This is a genomic window from Devosia sp. Root635 (assembly GCF_001427605.1).
Lineage (GTDB): Bacteria > Pseudomonadota > Alphaproteobacteria > Rhizobiales > Devosiaceae > Devosia.
This window is the reverse complement of the sequence record NZ_LMGZ01000021.1, coordinates 166,298-185,852: the sequence shown is the minus strand read 5'-3', so window position 1 is coordinate 185,852 and position 19,555 is coordinate 166,298. Positions and strand designations below refer to the sequence as shown.

Below are 19,555 nucleotides of genomic sequence, written 5' to 3'. Positions count from 1 at the left end.
ACGTTACCGGGTGAACGGCACCTCGGCGCGCAGGCTGTCGCCGCTCTCGACATAGACCACTTCGAAGGTCACTTCGATGGCGTCGTTCTTGAGGCTGATCTGCGCGGAAATGCTGAGATCCTTGCCCTCTTCGTCCTTGTCGCGCTCGCGCAGGTTGAACACCAGTCCGCCCCCGCGCTTCTGGCCGATGGCGACACCGGTAAAGGTGGCATTGGAGCTCATTGCGGCCTCGAAGCGCCGGTTGGCCTCGATATAGGCCATGGTGCCGGCCACCGACAATTGCGTGCCGGCCAGCGCACAACGGCCGTTGTAATTGACCTTCTGGTCGTTCCCCTGGGTCAGCGACATGCGGCACCGCACAGTCTCGGTGTTGGCGCCAATGAGGACACCGGTCCCGCGCCATTCCCCGATATAGGACTGCAGCAGGGCCACGTCGGCCGGCGCCGCGAAAGCCGGGGCCACGCCGGCCGCAGCCAGCAGGCCTGCCATGGCCAAGGCGCGCGACAGGGGTCCGAATTTGCTCATTTGTCTAAAGCCTCCAGTGAAACATGCCCCCCGGCAAATTTCATCCCCAATCGATACCAAGTTCCTGCACGCCGCAAACCCCCGATTCGGGGCCGCTACAGAATCAAAGCGCGACCATGTAAGCGGGCGCCGCTTTGGCTCGCAAGCGCCTGCCCATCACGTCGTATGAGGCTGTCCGCCTTCCGTGCCGCCGTCGCCGGTCACGGTGTCGCCCGTGGGATCGTCGGGCGTCGCATCGTGGTCGGCGGTCCGCACGCGGATTTTGCCGAGCGGTTGGAAGAACTTGCCGCCCGCCGCCAGCAAGGCCGGCAGGATGAACAGATCGCCGATGACGGCAAAGGCCAGCGTCGAGACGAACAGCGTGCCGAACAGGGCCACCTGCGGCAGCTCGGAGAAGGTGACGATCACCACGCCCGAACACAGGATGATGGTGGTGGCGACGATTGCGCCGCCGATACGGTCGAGCGTGTGCTTGACAGCCTCCATATGCGGCCGGCCTTCCTCCCGTCGGGAATGCAGGTAATGGGACAGGAAATGCACAGTGTCGTCCACCGCGATGCCGAAGGCGATGGTGAGGGCGATGACCGTGGTCAATTGCAGCCCCTGGCCGCTCAGGTAGAGCCAGGCGATGGTCCCCAGCACCGGAAACAGGTTGGGGATGGCCGAGGCGAGGGCCACCCGGAAGGACTGGAAGGCGAAGCCGATGAGCCCGATATTGACCAGCACCGACAGCGTCAGGTCGAGTTGCAGCCCATAGACGATCTGGTCGGTGGCGAAGGTGGTGAGAATGCGGAAGCCGCCGATTTCGGCGCCGTCTATCCCCGCCGCCCGCATTTCGGCGGTGACATTGTCGACCAGCAGCTTGAGGTCTTCGGAATCGATGATGGTGGGCATGAAGCCGGTCACCAGCGCCTGCGACCCGTCGTCGGTGACGAAGCGCTTGCGCATGAAGGGGCCGACGGCGTCGAACACCTCCTCGCGGGTAAAGCCGCTCTCGGTATAGTTGGTCAGCGCTGCCGCAGAGATGACCTTGTTGACGCCCAGATGGGATTCGAGAATCTGGTGCACGGCGCGGATGGTCTCGAAATCGCGCGGCGTGACATTGGGATCGTTGTCCTGCAGCGGCACGCGGATATAGAGCGGCGCCACCCCGCCCACGCCATCGTCGATCTCTTCGGCAGCCGTCAGCGCCGTCGAGTCCTTGGCCACGAAATCCTCGAACGAGAAATGCGGCTTGATCAGCCCATAGGGGATGAACAGCAGAATCGTGACGACAATGGCCAGGATGGACAGCAGGCGTCCGAAGCGGCTGGCAATGAACCAGGCCAGCGGCAGCGGCGCCGTGAGCACCAGGCTGCTCCGCTTGGGCGCCTTGAAACCCAGGCGCACCGCCGCCTTGAGCATCAGCGGCAGGAAGGTCATGAGGCACACGAACAGCAGGAAGGTGCCGATGGCGCCGGCGATGGAAAATTCCTGCACGCCCTGGCCGGGCGTCAGCCAGAGCGAGGCGAAGCTGACCAGGGTGGTCAGCATGGTGAGGCCCGCGGCCGGACCGACCAGCTTGACGGTGGCATCCACCGCCTTGTTGGGCTCCATCCCGTCGCGCCAATAGGCCAGCCAGTTGAAAATGAAGAACATGGATTCGGCGAAACTGATGACCAGCACCAGCGTCGTGACGATGATGGTGAGAAATGAAAAGGAGCCGAAGAACAGCAGGACGATGCCCATCGTCCACATCACCGCGAGAAACGGCGTCGCCGCCACCAGCAGCGCGCCGGGCAGGGAGCGCAGGGCAAGCAGGGCGATCACGGCGCCAAGGCCGAAACCCCAGACGGTGAACTTGACCTGGTCGTCCACGGCGGCATTGAGCATTTCCGAGGTCCAGATCGGCGGCCCGGTCAGCTCGATGGAAATATTCTCGTCCTGATAGGGCGCGATGGTTTCGCGCAGGGAGGCGATCATCGCCTTGGTGCCGTCGCCCCTGGTCAGCTCCTGGTTCGGAAACATGATAAGCACGACGCCAGTCAGGTCCGGCGTGATGAGATTGCGCATCATCGGGTCGTTCTGCTGCAGGTCGCTGAGCGCCCGCGCCACGTCGGCGAAATTGTCCATGCCCTCGGGCACGGCAGGCACCGAACCGCCCCGCCCATCGGGCTTGCGCAGGGTGAAGGGCGACATGGTGCCCACGGCGTATTCGTTGAGTTCGAGGTCGAAGGCCAGTTCGCGGACCCGCTCCAGCGTTTCCGGCTCGGTCAGGCGCGGGGAACTGACCAGGACATAGATGTCGTTTTCGAAGGTGCCGAAGGTTTCCGACAGTTGTGCATAGGCGTCGTAATGCTCGCCGGAATGGGCATAGACGCGCAGCAGGTCGCCATCGACATTGGCCTTGGGGATCTGCGTGAAGCAGAGAATGGAAAAGGCCAGCACCGCAAGGGCGACGGCGCGCGGATAGCGCAGGGTGGTGAGGCCGATATATTCGAGGCCGAAGCCGATGGATCGATCATAGGCGAAAAGCGCCCAAAGGCGGCTGAAGAACGAACCAACTGACACGGCGACCCCGATTCCGCGAAATACGGCGACAAATTGGCGCGATTTCGGTGGGTTGTCACCAGTGCGGCGGGCAATGGCGGGTGTTCGGGGGCGATTGTTGCAAGAATGCCTGTGGGTGGGACGGTCGCAGGTTACCTTCTCCCCTCGTGGGAGAAGGTGCCCCGAAGGGGCGGATGAGGGGGTGCCGAACTACCCTTCGGCATTGAAGCATGGGATGGCGCAGACCCCCTCACCCGGTTTTTCGCTGAACGCGAAAAACCACCCTCTCCCACAAGGGGCGAGGGGGCTTCGAGCTTGGGGTGGCCTACTGCCCGAGTACGGCCCGGTTCTCTTCCAAAAACGCCGCCAGCGCCTGCGGTTTGCGGCCGGAATAGCGTTCGACGACATCGGTCGTGATGGCGTGGTAGCCGGCGGCGGCGTCGCGGTCGAAGGCGACGAGGAGGGCGGCATAGAAGCCGGGGAGGCCGGCGGCTTCAAGGCCGGCCTGCAATTGCGCGGCAGTGAGGCCGACGCGGGTAACGGGCTTGCCGGTCAGCCTGGTATAGAGCGCGGCGACTTCGGCCTGGGTGACGGGGGCGGGGCCGGTGACGTCGACAATGTCCTTGCCGCTGGCTGAAAGCAGTGCGCCGGCGGCGGTGCGGGCGGTGTCGGCGCGGCTAACATAGTTGCGGCCGCCGCCATCGGTGGCGTCGAATAGCTGGCCGCTCGACAGCGCCGACGCGGCGCCGACAATGGTCATGTCGGCATAGATGTGATTGCGCAGCAGGGTGAAATCGAGGCCGGAGGCGGCGATGGCCTGTTCGGTCCAGTAATGGTCGGCAATGCCGCCGGCATCGGCATTGGGCCGGGCATGGGGCGCCGAGGTATAGGCGAGATAGCTGACGCCGGCCGCCTTGGCCGCCGCGACGGCCGCGGTCTGCTGCTCGCGGCGGTTGGGGGCGACAGTGCTGATGATGAGCGCCCGGTCGACGCCGGCAAAACCCGTGGCGAGCGAGGAGGCATCGTCGAAATCGAGGCGGCGAACGTCCACGCCCTGCGCCGCCACATCGGCAAGCTGGGATGGATCGCGGGTACCGGCGACCACTTTCGTCGCGCCACGCGCCAGCAATTCGGCCACGGCCAGCCGGCCGAACTGGCCTGCCGCACCGGTGACCAACAGCGTCTTGCCCTTGAACTGCGTCATGTCATATCTCCTGATTACCCCGCTTGCGGCACCGGCCGGCGGAGAGTAAGTATCGAAAGGAGAGTGCTATCTAGTCTGCGCGGGGCGCGGCGAAAAGGAGGCACTTTTGCCGCATAACGTCACCTGGAGGTGCCCCCCATGCTCAGCGCGCTGGAAGAGGCCGGTCTCTACATTGCCAAATGGGCCGAACAGAATAGCGGCGGCTCGCTGATGGATTGCCCGGTGCGCGGCGTGCTCGACCGGATCAGCGACAAATGGAGCATGCTGCTGGTGATGACGCTGGCCGATGGCCCAAGGCGGTTCAACCAGATCCGGCGCGAAGTGCCCGACATTTCCCAGAAAATGCTGACCCAGACCCTGCGCGACCTGCAGCGCGATGGGCTGGTGGCGCGGCGCGTCTACGACACCAAGCCGCCCTCGGTGGAATACCGGCTGACGCCCATGGGAGAGTCGATCATCGTGCCCTTCGGGCACCTGATCGAATGGGCCAGCGAAAACCACAAGCGGATCAGCGCGTCGCGGGTGGAATTCGACGCCGCCTGATACCGGGCTCAGCCAAGTTCCTCGGCGAGGCCGAAAAGCAGCCCTTCTGGCCCGCGTATGTAGCAGAGCCGATAGACGTTCTCATATTGGACGACTTCGCCCACGAGCTGCGCGCCATGCTCGCTGAGCCGTTCAAGCGTCGCGTCGATATCGTCCACGGTGAACATGGCCCGCAGGTAGCCCAGCGCGTTGACCGGGGCGGTGCGATGATCGGCAATGACAGCCGGCCTAATGAAGCGGGAAAGCTCCAGCCGGCTGTGGCCGTCCGGCGTGCGCATCATGGCAATCTCGACCTGCTGATCGCCGAGGCCGGTGACGCGTCCGGCCCACTCGCCTTCGACGGTGGCCCGGCCTTCGAGTTCGAGGCCGAGTTCGCGCAGGAAATCGATAGTCGCTCCGAGGTCCTCGACGACGATTCCGATATTGTCCATCCGCTTGACTGCCATATTCCGATCTCCCAGGTGTCGCTTCGGCCTGCCGCGTGGCTCGGCCGACCAATCACAAAGATATCTTTGCAAATTTTTGTTTGCAATATAGTATTTGGACCATCGACGAGGTCCGGCCATGTCTGAACAGCCACGGCGCGATATCAAAAGCATCGCTCCCGATCCCACGGCGCTCAAGGCGCTGGCGCACCCGCTGCGGCTGCGCATGCTCGGCATTTTACGCATCGATGGGCCGGCGACGGCCTCCGGGCTGGCGGCGCGGCTGGGGCTCAATTCAGGCGCCACCAGCTATCACCTTCGGCAACTGGCACTGCATGGCTTCATCGAGGAGGACGCGACGCGCGGCAGCCAGCGCGACCGCTGGTGGCGGGCGCGGCACGAAGCGACCAATGTCATGTCCGCGACGGCCGAGGGCGAGGCGCTGGAACTGGGGCTGGCTTTCGAGCAGGCGGCGCTGCACGGGCAGATGCAGCACATGCAGCGCGCCCATGCCGCCTATCCCGACCTGCCGCAGGCATGGCGGCAGGCCTCCACGGTCAGTGACTATACGATCCCGCTGACCGCCGAAGCAGCGAGGGCGCTGGTGGAAAAGCTGCAGGCCGTGCTGTGGGAGGCCATGGCGGCCGCTCCGGCCCTGGATACGCCACTGCCGGAGAACATGCGGCCCTTCACCATCATCCTGCATGCGGCGCCCCATGTCGGCGAGCCGGAAGCCGGAGAGGCCGAATGAGCGTTCACCGTTCTTTCGTCGCCCTGTCGCTGGCGACGGTCCTGTCCACCTCGGGCACGCGGCTTTCGGCCATTGCCATTCCGTGGCTGGTGCTGACCACGACCGGCAGCCCGGTGCTCACCGGGCTGGCCGGCTTTGCCGAAATGCTGCCCTACGTGGTGGCCAAGGCGCTGGGTGGTCCATTGATCGACCGGATCGGCGCCAGGCGCGTCTCGGTCTGGTGCGACATGCTGTCGGCGGCGGCTGTGGCGCTGGTGCCCCTGCTGTTCTGGGCGGGCCTCTTGTCCATCTGGGTCCTGCTGCCGGCGGTGGCGCTGATCGGCGTGCTGCGCGCGCCGCCCGATGCCGCCAAGCAGGCGCTGGTGCCCATGGTGGCGGCGCTGGGCAAGCTGCCGATGGAGCGGGTGACCGGCGTCATGGGCGCCAGCGACCGGCTGGCGGGCACGCTGGGCGCGGCGGGGGCAGGGATACTCATAGCGCTGCTCGGGCCGGCGCCGGCCTTACTGGTCAATGCGCTGGCCTTTGTGCTGTCGGCGCTGGCAGTCGGCCTCGGCATCCCGGCGCAGCACGCGCCGGCGCAACAGCGCGACACCACCTATCAGACCGAATTGTCGGCGGGATGGACGGTGCTGCGCAATGACCCTGTGCTGGTCAGCCTCGTGATCATGATCGCCATAACCAATCTGTTCGACATGGCCTATTCCATCGTGCTGTTGCCGGTCTGGGTGCGCAGCTCGGGCCTGGATGTGAGCTGGGTCGGAATTCTGCTCGCCACTTTTTCGGCTGGCGCCATCTTTGGAGCAGCGATAGCTGCCGCCGTCGGTCACCGCTTGCCGCGGCTGCTGCTCTATACGGCGGGCTTCTTCTGTTGCGGGCCGCTGGCCATGAGCGTGCTGGCGCTCGACCTGCCGTTGCCGGTCATCGTCACGGTGCTGCTGTTTGGCGGCATATCGGCCGGCTCCATCAACCCGATCATTGGCGTTATCCTGTTCGAGCGCGTCCCCGCGGCGATGACGGGACGGGTCGTTGCGCTGTTTGGTGCACTGGCCTGGGCGCTGATGCCTTTTGGAGGCGTCTATGCGGGGCTTCTGGTCGACTCCTGGGGCATATCCATCGCCCTTGGCGTCACCGCAATGCTCTACCTGGTGGCGGCATTTGCACCGCTGATCGTGCCGAGCTTCCGGCAGATGAAAAGGCAGCCGCTGGCCCAGGCCTGATCTCCACAGTTTCCGCTGGGGAAAGTTCGCAATTTCCCGCGAAATCGCCTATCTAACAGGCAGCATAACCAACGTAGAATCATCCCAGTGACCGATACGCCTCAGAACGGAACCGGCGCGCCGCCGCCCTCCGACATTTCGCTGATTGCCATCACCGACGAGATGCGGAAGTCGTATCTCGATTATGCGATGAGCGTCATCGTCAGTCGCGCGCTGCCCGATGTCCGCGACGGCCTGAAGCCTGTGCACCGGCGCATCCTGTTCTCGATGAACGAGAATGGCTACGAGTATAACAAGCCCTACCGCAAGTCGGCCCGCGTGGTCGGCGACGTGATCGGTAAGTATCACCCGCATGGCGACAGCGCGGTCTATATGGCCCTGGTGCGCATGGCGCAGGATTTCTCCATGGGAGAACTCCTTGTGGAAGGGCAGGGCAATTTCGGTTCGGTCGACGGCGATATGCCCGCCGCCATGCGCTACACCGAAGTCCGCATGCAGAAGATCACCAATGCCATGCTCGATGACCTCGACAAGGACACGGTGGATTTCCGCGACAACTATGACGGCTCGGAGCATGAGCCGGTCGTATTGCCGGCGCGCTTCCCCAATATGCTGGTCAATGGCGGCAGCGGCATCGCCGTGGGCATGGCGACCAACGTGCCGACCCACAATCTGGGCGAGACGATCGACGCCGCCCTGCTCATCCTCGACAATCCCCAGGCGCTCACCGAGGAATTGATGGAGGTCCTGCCGGGCCCGGATTTCCCCACCGGCGGCATCATCCTGGGCCGCGCGGGCATCCGTTCGGCCTATGAGACGGGTCGCGGCTCCATTCTGGTGCGCGGGCGCGTGGCCGTGGAGGAAATCCGCAAGGAACGCGAAGCGATCATCATCACCGAACTGCCCTACCAGGTGAACAAGGCGACCATGGTCGAAAAGATCGCCGAACTGGTACGCGACAAGCGCATCGAGGGCATCGCCGACATGCGCGACGAGAGTTCCCGCGAGGGCATGCGCGTGGTCATCGAGATCAAGCGCGACGCGCTGGCCGATGTGGTGCTGAACCAGCTCTACAGGTTCACCGCGCTGCAAAGCTCGTTCGGCTGCAATTTCGTCGCGCTCAATGGCGGCAAGCCGCAATTGATGAACCTGCGCGAAATCCTTTCCGCCTTCATCGATTTCCGTCACGAGGTGGTGACGCGTCGCGCCCGCTTCCTGCTGAACAAGGCCCGCGACCGCGCCCATATCCTGGTCGGTCTTGCCGTGGCCGTGGCCAATATCGACGAGGTCATCGCCCTGATCCGCACCGCGCCCGATCCGGCGACGGCGCGCGAGCAGTTGATGACGCGCCGCTGGCCGGCCCAGGACGTGGCGCCGCTGATCGCCCTGATCGACGATCCGCGCCACCGCATCAACGAGGACGGCACGTTCAATCTTTCCGAGGAACAGGCCCGCGCCATCCTCGAATTGCGCCTGGCCCGCCTGACGGCGCTGGGCCGCGACGAAATCGGCGACGAGCTGAATGGCCTGGGCGGTGAGATCGAGGATTATCTCGATATCCTGCGCAGCCGCGAGCGCGTGGTCGACATCATTCGCGCCGAACTGACCGAAATCAAGGAGCAGTTCGCCAGCCCGCGCCGCACCGAGATTTCCGACGTGGTCGGCGATTTCGACGACGAGGACCTGATCGCCCGCGAGGACATGGTGGTGACCGTGTCCCACGAGGGCTATATCAAGCGCGTGCCGCTCTCGACCTACCGGTCGCAGAATCGCGGCGGCAAGGGCCGCTCGGGCATGGCGACGCGCGAAGAGGACTTCGTGTCGCGCCTCTTCGTGGCCAATACACATACGCCGGTGCTGTTCTTCACCGACCGGGGCATCGCCTACAAGCTCAAGGTCTGGCGGCTGCCGCTGGCCCAGGCCAATGCGCGCGGCAAGGCACTGATCAACATCCTGCCGCTGGAGCAGGGCGAACGGCTGACCACCATCATGCCGCTGCCCGAGGACGAGACGAGCTGGGCCAATCTCGACATCATGTTCGCCACCACGCGCGGCACGGTGCGCCGCAACTCGCTGGCCGATTTCGTCGAAGTGCGCCAGAACGGCAAGATCGCCATGAAACTGGACGAGGGTGACCAGATCGTCGGCGTCGAGACGGCGACGGTCAATGACGACGTGCTGCTGACCACCGCCCGGGGGCAGGCCATCCGCTTCCGCACCGATGACGTGCGCCTGTTCAAGGGCCGCGATTCGATGGGCGTGCGCGGCATCCAGCTGGCCGATGGTGATGTGGTCATCTCCATGGCTGTCATCAACCACTCCGATGCGTCGGCCGAGGAGCGGGCCGCCTATCTCAAGATGAGCCGTGCCGTGCGCGGCGAGGGCGCCGAGGACGAGGCGGGTTCGGACGAGGGCGACGTGGTCGCCGGCGAGCTGAACCAGGAGCGCTATGCGCAGATGAGCGCCACCGAGCAGTTCATCCTGACCATCTCGGAAAACGGCTATGGCAAGCGCACCTCCAGCCACGAATACCGGATCACCGGACGCGGCGGCAAAGGCATCGTCGCCATGGCGGTCAACAAGCGCAACGGCAACCTGGTGTCGAGCTTCCCGGTGGAAGATACCGACCAGATCATGCTGATCAGCGATGGCGGCCAGACCATCCGCCTGCCGGTGGGCGGCGACAAGCCGATCCGTATCGTGTCGCGCGGGTCGCAGGGCGTGATCGTGTTCGACACGGCCGAAGGCGAGAAGGTGATGTCGGTGGAGCACATCAAGGAGCCGGAAGGCGAAGACGAGGTGCCCGGCGCGCCGCCGGAAACGCCGGCAGAGGAATAGAAAAAGGGGCGCTTCGGCGCCCCTTGGTTTGGTGGTCATGGCCCGCCTTGCGGCAGAACGCGCCGATGGCGTTCAGGCATTATCCGCGTCGTCGATGTTCTCTCCTTCCCAGTAGCCGAGCGATGTCAGCTTGCCGCCTTGCTTGAAGGTGCCATCATATCGATGAAACCCGGATAGACCGACATCGACGCGGACGCGGCCGCTGTCGGGATACTCGATCACCTCTGCATTGGTATTGTTCGACAGCGCCAGGTAGCGCAGCGGCTCGCTGCCCGTATTGATGAGCTGATGGGCCGCACCGGCAGCGGGAGCCCCGAGGCAATCGCCTTCCCGCACGGGAATTCGCTCGTCGCCGAAGCGGTACACGCCCTGTCCCGAAAGAATGAAAAACATCTCATCGGAGGTGTGGTGGCGATGGAATGGCATGGAGGTCTTGCCGGGCGGAACGACGAGATAGTTCGCGCCGAGCGCCTTGAGACCGAGCGCCGTCCCGATTTCCGCGTAGTCATTGGCGAAGCGCGTGCCAATGGTGTCGAGCCGGAGGGACAGCCTATCAAGGTTGACGACAGCTTCAGTCATGAGCACGACTCCTTCCAATCGACCGTGGCAGCTTTGGGAAGCATCAGGCAACTGGCTGGTGGCCACAATGGGGCGCAACGAAGCTCCCGGCCGGAGCGAAATCTGCCAGCAAGGTCGTTACGGCAAGAGGGCGCTTGGGACTGCTCAGATAAATCGATCCGGCGTCGTCAGCCCGTCGTAGCCGACCGAGGGTGGCCTGGCGGCGTTGCTGCCCATGCGGATGGTGCGCGGAATGGTGCTGTAGCGCGGCATGGCGTGACGGCCGCGCGGGTCGTAGCGGCTGGGCTCGGGATCGTCATAGCCATTGTGGCCCGGTTCGGAGGCGCAGCAGGCCCAGTACAGCAGCACGAGGCCGGCAAACGGCACGAAATAGAGCAGATACCAGAAGCCCGAGCGGCCGATGTCGTGCAGGCGCCGTATGCTGACGGTGATGCCCGGCACGAAATGCACGATGCCGACAAACAGGGTTGCCGTCATTTGCGGGTTTTTCAAATCCCGGAAGCCGCCCATCTGGTAGTCTATGGCCACCGCTCCGATGGTCAGCAGAAACTGGATGATGAAGAACAGCCAGTATTGCAGGCGGGTGCTGCGACCCGAAATCTCGAAATAGCGCAGCATGCCGTCAAAATAGGAGCGCATCCGGGTCCCCGGTGGGATGTATTGTTGCGGATGTCCTAGTCTATCCAGCCTAATTTTTTGATGTGGCAACTGGTTAAGGTTTTACCATTCGCGCCACGCACGCCCCCTTGCCAAGCGCCTCGCGCGGTGGCTTGCTCTGGCCAGAGGAGACAAGCCGTGATCGAAGCCACCATCATCCTGCCCTATATGCTCGCCTGCCTGCTGTTTGCCGTCATTCCGGGGCCGTCGGTCTCGGTGGTCATCGCCAATTCGCTGGCGGGCGGCACACGGGCCGGGCTGTTCACCATCCTGGGTACGGCGTTGAGCATGGTCAGCATGGTCTTCGTCGTCGCCGTGGGGTTAGAAGCCGTGATGTCGCTGGTTTCGGGCGCCTTCGAGATCATCAAGCTGGCCGGCGCCGCCTATCTCGTCTGGATCGGCTGGAAGATGTTCCGCTCCAACGGGCAACTCGCCATCGCCAATGGCGACCGGCTGCCCATCGGGCGCTATGTCTGGCAGGGCGCGCTGACCAACTGGTCCAATCCCAAGACCCTGCTGTTTCTCAGTGCCTTCCTGCCGCAATTCGTCGATATGTCACGGCCGGCCTTCGGACAGATCATGACGCTCGGCCTCATCTGCCTGGCCGTGGCGGCCATGAGCGACAGCGTCTATGCGCTGGCCGCCGGCCGGGCGCGGCACCTGCTTTCGGTGGCCCGCGTCCGCATGCTGAACCGCGTCTCGGGGGTCATCCTGATGGCGGGCGGCATCTGGCTGGCTTTGCAGAAGCGGGCATGATGGGACAACCGCCCGCCGTGCCTTGCCTTGCCCCCCGGCGCGTGACAAAACCCTGCCCAGCAAAAATGGGGAGGGCGTCATGAGCAAGCTGGTTGGGTTCTATCCCGGCTCGTTCGATCCGCTGACCAACGGCCATCTCGACGTCATCGAGCGCGCCTGCAAGCTGGTCGATACGCTGGTTGTCGCCGTCGGCATCAGCGCCACCAAGAAGAATCCGCTCTTCGTCCACGAGGACCGCATCGCCATCCTCGACCAGGTGCTGGGCCCAGTGGGCAAGCGCACCGATACCGAATTCCGCATCGTCGATTTCTCGGGGCTGATGGTCAATGCGGCGCGGGAAAACGGCGCCAAGCTGATCATTCGCGGGCTGCGCGACACCACCGACTACAATTACGAAATGCAGATGGTGGGCATGAACGCGCAGATGGCGCCGGACCTGCAGACCGTCTTCTTGCCCTCCAGCCCCCCGGTGCGGCATATCTCGGCCACATTGGTCCGGCAGATCGCTGAAATGGGCGGCGATATTTCCGCCTTCGTCCCGCAAATCGTTCTCAAGGCCCTGAAAAGCAAATGACCGCCATTACCCGTCGCCTGTTCGGCGCCCTCGTCATCGGCGCCGTGGCGCTGTCCGCCGCGCCCAGCTTTGCCCAGACCGGCACGCCGCACCTGATCCTCACCATCAAGGGTGGCGACGTCGATATCGAGCTGTTGCCCGCCCTTGCGCCCAAGCATGTCGAGCGCGTCATCACGCTGACCGAACAGGGCGCCTATGATGGCGTGGTGTTCCACCGCGTCATCGATGGCTTCATGGCCCAGACCGGCGACGTGAAATTCGGCAAGACCGGCGCCGCGGGGTTCGATCTGTCCATGGCCGGCATGGGCGGCTCGGACCTGCCCGATGTCGAGGCCGAATTCAATTCGGAGAGCTTCCAGCGCGGCGTGCTCGGCGCGGCCCGCTCGCAGGATCCCAATTCGTTCAATTCCCAATTCTTCATCACCACGGCCGATGCCAGCTTCCTGGATGGCCAGTATACCGTGTTCGGCAAGGTGGTGAGCGGAATGGAACTGGTCGACGGGCTGGAAAAGGGCCCGGCCGAACAGAATGGCGCCGTGGCCAATCCGGACCAGATCATCAAGGCGAAGATCGAATATAAGTAACCTGCCACGCCCTCGTGGTTCGAGGCGCTGAAGAAGCGCACCTCACCATGAGGGCTACCTTGAATTCGGCTCCCAGTAGCCCTCATGGTGAGGCGGGAGCGCAGCGACCCTCGAACCACGAGGGCGTGTCCCAGCCTTGCACCATCAGCGCAATGGCCTTACATGCGGGCCACAAATTCCAACCGAAAGTTGCAAAACATGGCCGAATACGCCGATCCCGAAAACACCCTCGTCATCGAAACCACCAAGGGCAAGGTCGTCATCGAGATGCGCCCCGACCTGGCGCCGAACCATGTCGCCCATATCAAGAAGCTGGCGCGCGAAGGCTTTTACGACGGCATCGTGTTCCACCGCGTGATCGACGGCTTCATGGCCCAGACCGGCTGCCCGCAGGGTCGCGGCACCGGCGGTTCGAAATATCCGGACCTCAAGCAGGAATTCAATGCCGAGCCGCATGTCCGCGGCACCGCCTCGATGGCCCGCGCCCAGAACCCGGATTCGGCCAATTCGCAGTTCTTCATCTGCTTTGACGATGCGCCCTTCCTCAACAAGCAGTATACTGTGTGGGGCAAGGTCATCGAGGGCATGGAAAATGTCGACCAGATCAAGCGCGGCGAGCCCGTCATCAATCCGGACAGCATGGTTTCGGTGAAGGTCGCGGCCGATATCGCCGCCTAAACACCATCCCGTCATCCCCGCGTAAGCGAGGGCCTCCGTTTTCAGAGCCGCATGTCTGAACGGAGGTTCCCGCTTGTGCGGGAATGATCCGGTTGGCTTGGCGAGGGCAGGTGACACAGATGCGCGTTTCCGATTTCGATTTCGAGCTGCCCGAAAAGCTCATCGCCCTGCACCCGGCCGAGCCCCGTGACTCGGCACGGCTGCTGCTGGTCGATCCCGAGGTTGGCCTGTCGGACCGCCATGTGCCCGACCTGCTGTGGCTGCTGAAACCCGGCGACGTGCTCGTCATCAACGATACGCGGGTGCTGCCGGCCGAATTGCGCGGGACGCGCCTGCGCGGCGAAAACCGCGCCAATGTGTCATTCAACCTGCATAAGCGCGTCGATGCCCATACCTGGCGGGCTTTCGCCCGCCCGGCCAAGAAACTGGCTCTGCTCGACCGGCTGGAACTGGGCAACGGCCAGGCGGACGCCTTGGTGGCGCGGGTCGCCGGCAAGGGCGATACCGGCGAGGTAACGCTGGAATTCGATCTTGGCGGGGCGCAGCTCGACGAAGCCATCAAATCGCACGGCGCCATGCCGCTGCCGCCCTATATCGGGGCCAAGCGGGACGTCGAGGATCGCGACCTGGTGGATTACCAGACGGTCTATGCCGCGGAGGATGGCGCCGTGGCGGCGCCGACCGCGGGGCTGCATTTCACCGAAAACCTGCTGCAGCGGCTCACCGACAAGGGCGTCACCATCGAGCGGGTGACGCTGCATGTGGGGGCGGGCACCTTCCTGCCGATGAAGGCAGAGGACACCGACGACCATGTGATGCACGCCGAATGGGGCGAGATCGACCAGGCCACGGTGGAGCGTATCCGCGCCAAACAGGCGCTGGGCGGGCGGGTGATCGCGGTGGGCACCACCAGCCTGCGGCTGCTGGAAACGGCGTCGCGGGCGACCGGAAGTCTGCAACCATTCGTCGGGGACACCGACATCTTCATCACCCCCGGTTTCCGCTTTGCCACGGTGGATGCGCTGATGACCAATTTCCATCTGCCGAAGTCGACCTTGTTCATGCTGGTCAGCGCCTTTGCCGGCATGAAGGTGATGAAGGCCGCCTATGCCCACGCGATACGCGAAGGTTACCGGTTCTATTCGTATGGGGATTCTAGCCTGCTGCTGCGGGCGGGGCAGGATGAGCCGGAGGATGAGGGGTTGTGACGAGGATCGAACTCCGCCACGCCCACGGTGTCACCCCCGGCCTTGAGCCGGGGCCGATCCTGAGATGCTGGGCGAGCACTGTGGACCGGACAATCCACCTTGCGGCAGCGGTATGATCTCGGGATGGATCCCGGCTCAAGGCCGGGATGACATCGTGGGTGGGGCCTCTTCCTTCCTCTGGCCCAACCCGCTATTACCCGCGCCATGAACGCTCCGACCAAACAAGTCACCTTCACCCTCTCCGCCACATCAGGCATGGCGCGGCGGGGCCGCATCGACACGCCGCGCGGGGATATCCAGACGCCGGCTTTCATGCCGGTGGGCACGGCCGGGACCGTCAAGGCGATGTATCCCGACCAGGTGCGGGAAACCGGCGCCGATATCCTGCTGGGCAATACCTACCACCTGATGTTGCGGCCGGGTGCCGAGCGCGTGGCCAGCCAGGGCGGGTTGCACAATTTCATGGATTGGCAGCGGCCGATCCTCACCGATAGCGGCGGTTTCCAGGTCATGTCGCTGGCCCAGCTCCGCAAGCTGACCGAGAAGGGCGTGACCTTCCGGTCTCATATCGACGGATCGAGCCATGAGCTGACGCCGGAACGCTCCATCGAAATCCAGACTTTGCTGGATAGCGACATCATCATGCAGCTCGACGAGTGCCTGAAGCTGCCGGCCGAGCGCAAGGAGATGGAGCGCGCCATGGAGCTGTCGCTGCGCTGGGCCGACCGCTCCAAGACCGCCTTCAACAACCAGCTCAACCGGGCGCTGTTCGGTATCGTGCAGGGCGGCGACGACCCCCAATTGCGGGCGAAATCGGCCGCCGGGCTGCGCTCCATCGGTTTTGACGGCTATGCCGTGGGCGGGCTGGCCGTGGGTGAGCCGCAGGAGGTGATGTTCCGGGTGATCGAAGAGATCACGCCCGAACTGCCGACCGACCGGCCGCGCTACCTGATGGGCGTGGGCAAGCCCGACGATATTCTCGGCGCCATCGGGCGCGGCATCGACATGTTCGATTGCGTGCATCCGACACGGGCGGGCCGGCATGGCCATGTCTATACGCGCTTCGGCGTCATCAACCTGAAGAATGCCCGGCATAGGGATGACCATCGGCCGATCGACGAAGCCTCGCCCAACCCTAATTGCCGGCGCTGGAGCCGGGCCTATCTGCACCATCTCGTTAAGACAGAAGAGATTTTGGGTGCGATGATCCTTTCCCAGATCAACCTGGCCTATTATCAAGAGCTGGTGCAGGGCTGCCGGGGTGCGATCGAGAGCGGCCGGTTCAGTGATTTTGCGGCAGAGACGCGCGCGGCATGGGCCGCCGGCGACCTGCCGCCGCTTTGAGGAAATGACCATGGCTAAAGGTTCGCGCGGCGCTGCTCTCAACCCGCTGATGAAACACCGCAAGCGCCTTGCCGAGGTGACGATGCGCGAGCAGTTCGCCATCGATCCCAACCGCTTCCGGCGCTACTCGGCGACCGGCGCCGGCATCCTGCTCGATTATTCCAAGAACCGCATCGACGAGGACGTCATGGCGGCCCTGTTCGAGCTGGCGCGCGCCGCCGGGGTCGAGGAACGCCGCGACCAGATGTGCGAGGGCGAGCATATCAACATCACCGAAGACCGGGCAGTGATGCACATGGCCCTGCGCTACCAGGGCGACAAGCCGGTGCCGGTCGACGGCAGGGACGTGATGCCCGATGTGCGCGGCGTGCTGGCCGCCATCGAGGCCTATACCAATGGCGTCCGGTCAGGCGACATCCGCGGCCATGGCGGCGCGCAGTTTACCGATGTGGTCAATATCGGCATCGGCGGCTCCGATCTCGGGCCGGCCATGGTGACGCTGGCACTGGAGCCCTATACCCGCGCCGACCTGCGCGCCCACTATGTTTCCAACGTCGACGGCGCCCATATCCACGATACGCTGAAGCGCCTCGATCCGAAAAAGACGCTGTTCATCGTCGCCTCCAAGACCTTCACCACCGACGAGACCATGACCAATGCCGCTTCGGCCCGCAAATGGATCGCCGATGCGCTGGGCGAGGAAGCGGTGCCGAACCATTTTGTGGCGGTGTCGACCAATATCGAGGCCTGCGCCAAATTCGGCATCCGCGAAGATCGTATCTTCGGCTTCTGGGACTGGGTCGGCGGGCGCTATTCGGTGTGGTCGGCCATCGGCCTGCCGATTGCGCTGGCCGTGGGCTATGACAATTTCCTCGGCTTCCTCAAGGGCGCCGATGCCATGGACCGGCATTTCCTGTCGGCGCCGCTGGAAGACAACCTGCCGGTCATCATGGGCCTGCTCGGCGTGTGGTATCGCAACGCCTGGGGTTTCTCGACGCAGGCCGTCATTCCCTATGACCAGCGTCTCAGCCGCTTCCCAGCCTATCTGCAGCAGCAGGACATGGAGAGCAACGGCAAGTCGGTGACGCTCGACGGCAAGCCTGTGGAATGGCCGACCGGCCCTATCGTCTGGGGCGAGCCGGGCACCAATGGCCAGCACGCCTTCTTCCAGCTTATCCACCAGGGCACCGACGTCATTCCGGTCGATTTCCTGATCGCCGCGCGGCCGCAGGAAAACCTGCCGCCCCATCATGACAAGCTGGTCGCCAATGTGCTGGCGCAGTCCGAAGCGCTGATGCTGGGCAAAACCAAGGTGGAAGTTGTGGCCGAGCTCAAGGCGCTGGGCCTCGACAAGGCGCATATCAAGGAACTGGCGCCGCACAAGATGTTCCCCGGCAATCGCCCGTCCAACACGCTGTTCTACGAGCAGCTGACGCCCGAGACGCTGGGCTCGCTGGTGGCGCTCTACGAGCACAAGGTGTTCACCCAGGGCGTCATCTGGAACGTCAACTCCTACGACCAATGGGGCGTCGAACTGGGCAAGCAGCTCGCCAAGGCGCTGCTGCCCAAGGTCGAGGGCAAGCAGAGCGGCGAGGGCCATGACAGCTCGACCCAGGGCCTGCTCGCATATTATCTGGAACACAAGTGACCATCACCACCGAAGAACAGCTCGAAAAGCTCAAGGCCATCGGTCGTATCTGCGCCATCACCCGCGATGCCATGGCCTCGGCCATGCGCGTGGGCATGACGACCGGGGAACTGGACGCAATCGGGGCGAAGCTGCTGGCTGAGCATGGGGCACGATCGGCGCCCATCGTGACCTATAATTTCCCGGGCGCCACCTGCATTTCGGTCAACGAGGAAATTGCCCATGGCATTCCCGGTGCCCGCGTGTTGCTCGAAGGGGACCTGGTCAACATCGACGTATCGGCGGAAAAGGACGGCGTCTTTGCCGATTGCGGTGCCTCCTTCGTGCTGGGCCAGGGCGACAAGCGCCTTGAAACCCTGTGCCGCGACGGCAAGCGGGCCATGTGGGCCGGCATCAATGTGGTCAAGGCGGGCGCGCCGCTGGCCGATATCGGCGACGCCATCGGCAAGTTTGCCAAGAAGGGCGGCTATACGCTGATCCGGAACCTGGCCAGCCATGGCGTGGGGGATAGCCTGCACGACGAGCCGGGCGAAATCGCCACCTGGCCGGACCGGTCCGAACGCCGCCGCATCACCAATGGGCTGGTCTTCACCATCGAGCCGTTTTTGTCGCTGGGCGGCAAGATGGCCGACCAGAAGGCGGACGATGACGAATGGACCCTGGTGGCTCGACCGAGCGCGCCGTGTGTGCAGTATGAACACACGGTGGTTGCGACGCCGCGGGGCGCTGTTGTGGTGACGCTGGCGGCTTGAGGGTTCTCACCTCTCCCCCAAAGGGAGAGGTGAAGGGTCTACAGCCATACCAACAGCATCGGCCCCATCACCACCATTCCCGCACCCACGGCGAAGCGCAGGTTACCGAGCCGACGCAGGTTCTGCACGCTGAGGATACTGGACAACACAAGGAATGCCGCCAGCGCCACGAAGACCGGGGTCAGCGGCGTCAGGCTGAAGGCGGTGGCTTCCGTCAGTTGCAGATAGACCATGTGCCCGCCGACAAAGCCGAGCAGGGCGGCGATGACCACGGCAACGGCCTTGGAGGTGATCAGCAGCGCCATGTCGATTGTATTGCTGGCGATCAGCAAAGCCAGCCCGGCCGCGGTGACATGGGCCGCCGCCAGCGTGGTGAACAGACGATTGTCGGCCAGCATGGGCACCAATTCGGGCGGCGCGCTGAGCGGCAGGGAGCCCACCATTGGCAGGTTGGCGCCATATTGGGCCAGCAGGTAGATCACATAGAGCATGACCAGCGTGCCGACCGCGAATGTGAGCGCGGTCGCGGCAAGCACCTTGAGCAGATCGGTAAAATCCTGGGACAAAGCAGCAGCCTGTTCAGAAGTTGGGAATGGTATGCCGGGAGGGGGTCGAACCCTCGACCATTCGATTAAAAGTCGAATGCTCTACCACTGAGCTACCGGCACGCACCAAGTCTGACGCTGCTGGCGTCGCGGCGGAACATAGCGGCGCATCTTCCACTGTCAACCGGAAACGCTGCA

General features: G+C 64.1%; 19 protein-coding genes and 1 tRNA gene. 12 read left to right on the top strand and 8 right to left on the bottom strand.

Annotated elements, in window-relative coordinates:
* Positions 1-3: 3 nt before the first annotated feature.
* From ASD80_RS14980 to ASD80_RS14970, 3 genes are all read right to left on the bottom strand, one after another.
* Entirely contained in the window at positions 4-525 is a 522-nt protein-coding gene (locus tag ASD80_RS14980) for a hypothetical protein (protein WP_056234372.1), read from the bottom strand.
* 156 nt (positions 526-681) lie between these two features.
* Positions 682-3,075: an efflux RND transporter permease subunit gene (locus ASD80_RS14975; protein WP_056234369.1), complete on the bottom strand. Its 2,394-nt coding sequence runs from the start codon at positions 3,073-3,075 to the stop codon at positions 682-684.
* Between the two features lie 304 nt (positions 3,076-3,379).
* Positions 3,380-4,258, bottom strand: a complete 879-nt coding sequence (locus tag ASD80_RS14970) for an NAD(P)H-binding protein (protein ID WP_056234366.1) — start codon at positions 4,256-4,258, stop codon at positions 3,380-3,382.
* Between the two features lie 138 nt (positions 4,259-4,396).
* On the opposite strand from ASD80_RS14970, the gene ASD80_RS14965 reads away from it, so the two are divergent.
* Positions 4,397-4,801, top strand: a complete 405-nt coding sequence (locus ASD80_RS14965) for a winged helix-turn-helix transcriptional regulator (RefSeq protein ID WP_082555326.1) — start codon at positions 4,397-4,399, stop codon at positions 4,799-4,801.
* 8 nt (positions 4,802-4,809) lie between these two features.
* Here the strand turns inward: ASD80_RS14965 and ASD80_RS14960 are convergent, their stop codons facing one another.
* Positions 4,810-5,247 carry a VOC family protein gene (locus tag ASD80_RS14960; RefSeq protein ID WP_056234364.1) on the bottom strand — a complete coding sequence of 146 codons (438 nt, stop codon included), beginning with the start codon at positions 5,245-5,247 and terminating at the stop codon, positions 4,810-4,812.
* Between the two features lie 118 nt (positions 5,248-5,365).
* Here ASD80_RS14960 and ASD80_RS14955 point away from each other — a divergent pair, with 118 nt between their 5' ends.
* The 3 genes from ASD80_RS14955 to gyrA all read left to right on the top strand — a co-directional run bounded on the left by ASD80_RS14955 (position 5,366) and on the right by gyrA (position 10,032).
* On the top strand, positions 5,366-5,977 hold the full coding sequence (locus ASD80_RS14955) for a winged helix-turn-helix domain-containing protein (RefSeq protein ID WP_056234362.1): 612 nt from the start codon (positions 5,366-5,368) through the stop codon (positions 5,975-5,977).
* The gene (locus ASD80_RS14950; protein WP_056234358.1) at positions 5,974-7,194 is read left to right on the top strand and encodes an MFS transporter; all 1,221 of its coding nucleotides are present in this window, start codon (positions 5,974-5,976) and stop codon (positions 7,192-7,194) included. Before ASD80_RS14955 ends, ASD80_RS14950 begins: the two co-directional genes overlap by 4 nt.
* An 87-nt stretch (positions 7,195-7,281) precedes the next feature.
* Positions 7,282-10,032: a DNA gyrase subunit A gene (gene gyrA / locus ASD80_RS14945; RefSeq protein ID WP_056234356.1), complete on the top strand. Its 2,751-nt coding sequence runs from the start codon at positions 7,282-7,284 to the stop codon at positions 10,030-10,032.
* Positions 10,033-10,104: 72 nt separating this feature from the next.
* Here the strand turns inward: gyrA and ASD80_RS14940 are convergent, their stop codons facing one another.
* Together ASD80_RS14940 and ASD80_RS14935 are read right to left on the bottom strand one after the other, a co-directional pair.
* Entirely contained in the window at positions 10,105-10,611 is a 507-nt protein-coding gene (locus tag ASD80_RS14940) for a cupin domain-containing protein (RefSeq protein WP_056234354.1), read from the bottom strand.
* A 144-nt stretch (positions 10,612-10,755) separates the two neighbouring features.
* Positions 10,756-11,250 carry a DUF805 domain-containing protein gene (locus ASD80_RS14935; RefSeq protein ID WP_056234351.1) on the bottom strand — a complete coding sequence of 165 codons (495 nt, stop codon included), beginning with the start codon at positions 11,248-11,250 and terminating at the stop codon, positions 10,756-10,758.
* 156 nt (positions 11,251-11,406) lie between these two features.
* Between ASD80_RS14935 and ASD80_RS14930 the strand changes: the two genes are divergently transcribed.
* The 8 genes from ASD80_RS14930 to map all read left to right on the top strand — a co-directional run bounded on the left by ASD80_RS14930 (position 11,407) and on the right by map (position 18,812).
* Complete coding sequence (locus tag ASD80_RS14930) at positions 11,407-12,024, top strand: LysE family translocator (RefSeq protein ID WP_056234348.1); 618 nt, start codon at positions 11,407-11,409, stop codon at positions 12,022-12,024.
* A 79-nt stretch (positions 12,025-12,103) separates the two neighbouring features.
* Entirely contained in the window at positions 12,104-12,598 is a 495-nt protein-coding gene (coaD, locus tag ASD80_RS14925; protein ID WP_056234344.1) for a pantetheine-phosphate adenylyltransferase, read from the top strand.
* Positions 12,595-13,182, top strand: a complete 588-nt coding sequence (locus tag ASD80_RS14920) for a peptidylprolyl isomerase (protein ID WP_056234342.1) — start codon at positions 12,595-12,597, stop codon at positions 13,180-13,182. Before coaD ends, ASD80_RS14920 begins: the two co-directional genes overlap by 4 nt.
* Positions 13,183-13,380: 198 nt before the next feature.
* Positions 13,381-13,860 (top strand): peptidylprolyl isomerase, encoded by a 480-nt coding sequence (locus ASD80_RS14915; protein WP_056234338.1) that lies wholly within the window; start codon positions 13,381-13,383, stop codon positions 13,858-13,860.
* A gap of 119 nt (positions 13,861-13,979) precedes the next feature.
* Positions 13,980-15,068 carry a tRNA preQ1(34) S-adenosylmethionine ribosyltransferase-isomerase QueA gene (queA, locus tag ASD80_RS14910; RefSeq protein ID WP_056234335.1) on the top strand — a complete coding sequence of 363 codons (1,089 nt, stop codon included), beginning with the start codon at positions 13,980-13,982 and terminating at the stop codon, positions 15,066-15,068.
* A 204-nt stretch (positions 15,069-15,272) separates the two neighbouring features.
* Complete coding sequence (gene tgt, locus ASD80_RS14905) at positions 15,273-16,412, top strand: tRNA guanosine(34) transglycosylase Tgt (RefSeq protein ID WP_056234332.1); 1,140 nt, start codon at positions 15,273-15,275, stop codon at positions 16,410-16,412.
* Positions 16,413-16,422: 10 nt separating this feature from the next.
* The gene (gene pgi, locus ASD80_RS14900; protein WP_056234495.1) at positions 16,423-18,060 is read left to right on the top strand and encodes a glucose-6-phosphate isomerase; all 1,638 of its coding nucleotides are present in this window, start codon (positions 16,423-16,425) and stop codon (positions 18,058-18,060) included.
* Complete coding sequence (map, locus tag ASD80_RS14895; protein ID WP_056234329.1) at positions 18,057-18,812, top strand: type I methionyl aminopeptidase; 756 nt, start codon at positions 18,057-18,059, stop codon at positions 18,810-18,812. Before pgi ends, map begins: the two co-directional genes overlap by 4 nt.
* A 38-nt stretch (positions 18,813-18,850) precedes the next feature.
* On the opposite strand, the gene ASD80_RS14890 is transcribed toward map, so the two are convergent.
* Both ASD80_RS14890 and ASD80_RS14885 read right to left on the bottom strand, forming a co-directional pair.
* A complete protein-coding gene (locus ASD80_RS14890) occupies positions 18,851-19,378 on the bottom strand; it encodes a hypothetical protein (RefSeq protein ID WP_056234327.1) in 528 nt (175 codons plus the stop codon).
* 27 nt (positions 19,379-19,405) lie between these two features.
* A tRNA-Lys gene (locus ASD80_RS14885) sits at positions 19,406-19,480 on the bottom strand.
* Between the last annotated feature and the right edge of the window lie 75 nt (positions 19,481-19,555).

Bases quoted from the DNA above. Each gene is read 5' to 3' on its own strand.
- ASD80_RS14980 (WP_056234372.1), bottom strand. From the start codon at position 525: ATGAGCAAATTCGGACCCCTGTCGCGCGCCTTGGCCATGGCAGGCCTG.
- ASD80_RS14970 (WP_056234366.1), bottom strand. From the start codon at position 4,258: ATGACGCAGTTCAAGGGCAAGACGCTGTTGGTCACCGGTGCGGCAGGC.
- ASD80_RS14965 (WP_082555326.1), top strand. From the start codon at position 4,397: ATGCTCAGCGCGCTGGAAGAGGCCGGTCTCTACATTGCCAAATGGGCC.
- ASD80_RS14960 (WP_056234364.1), bottom strand. From the start codon at position 5,247: ATGGCAGTCAAGCGGATGGACAATATCGGAATCGTCGTCGAGGACCTC.
- ASD80_RS14955 (WP_056234362.1), top strand. From the start codon at position 5,366: ATGTCTGAACAGCCACGGCGCGATATCAAAAGCATCGCTCCCGATCCC.
- ASD80_RS14950 (WP_056234358.1), top strand. From the start codon at position 5,974: ATGAGCGTTCACCGTTCTTTCGTCGCCCTGTCGCTGGCGACGGTCCTG.
- ASD80_RS14940 (WP_056234354.1), bottom strand. From the start codon at position 10,611: ATGACTGAAGCTGTCGTCAACCTTGATAGGCTGTCCCTCCGGCTCGAC.
- ASD80_RS14935 (WP_056234351.1), bottom strand. From the start codon at position 11,250: ATGCGCTCCTATTTTGACGGCATGCTGCGCTATTTCGAGATTTCGGGT.
- coaD (WP_056234344.1), top strand. From the start codon at position 12,104: ATGAGCAAGCTGGTTGGGTTCTATCCCGGCTCGTTCGATCCGCTGACC.
- ASD80_RS14920 (WP_056234342.1), top strand. From the start codon at position 12,595: ATGACCGCCATTACCCGTCGCCTGTTCGGCGCCCTCGTCATCGGCGCC.
- ASD80_RS14915 (WP_056234338.1), top strand. From the start codon at position 13,381: ATGGCCGAATACGCCGATCCCGAAAACACCCTCGTCATCGAAACCACC.
- queA (WP_056234335.1), top strand. From the start codon at position 13,980: ATGCGCGTTTCCGATTTCGATTTCGAGCTGCCCGAAAAGCTCATCGCC.
- tgt (WP_056234332.1), top strand. From the start codon at position 15,273: ATGAACGCTCCGACCAAACAAGTCACCTTCACCCTCTCCGCCACATCA.
- pgi (WP_056234495.1), top strand. From the start codon at position 16,423: ATGGCTAAAGGTTCGCGCGGCGCTGCTCTCAACCCGCTGATGAAACAC.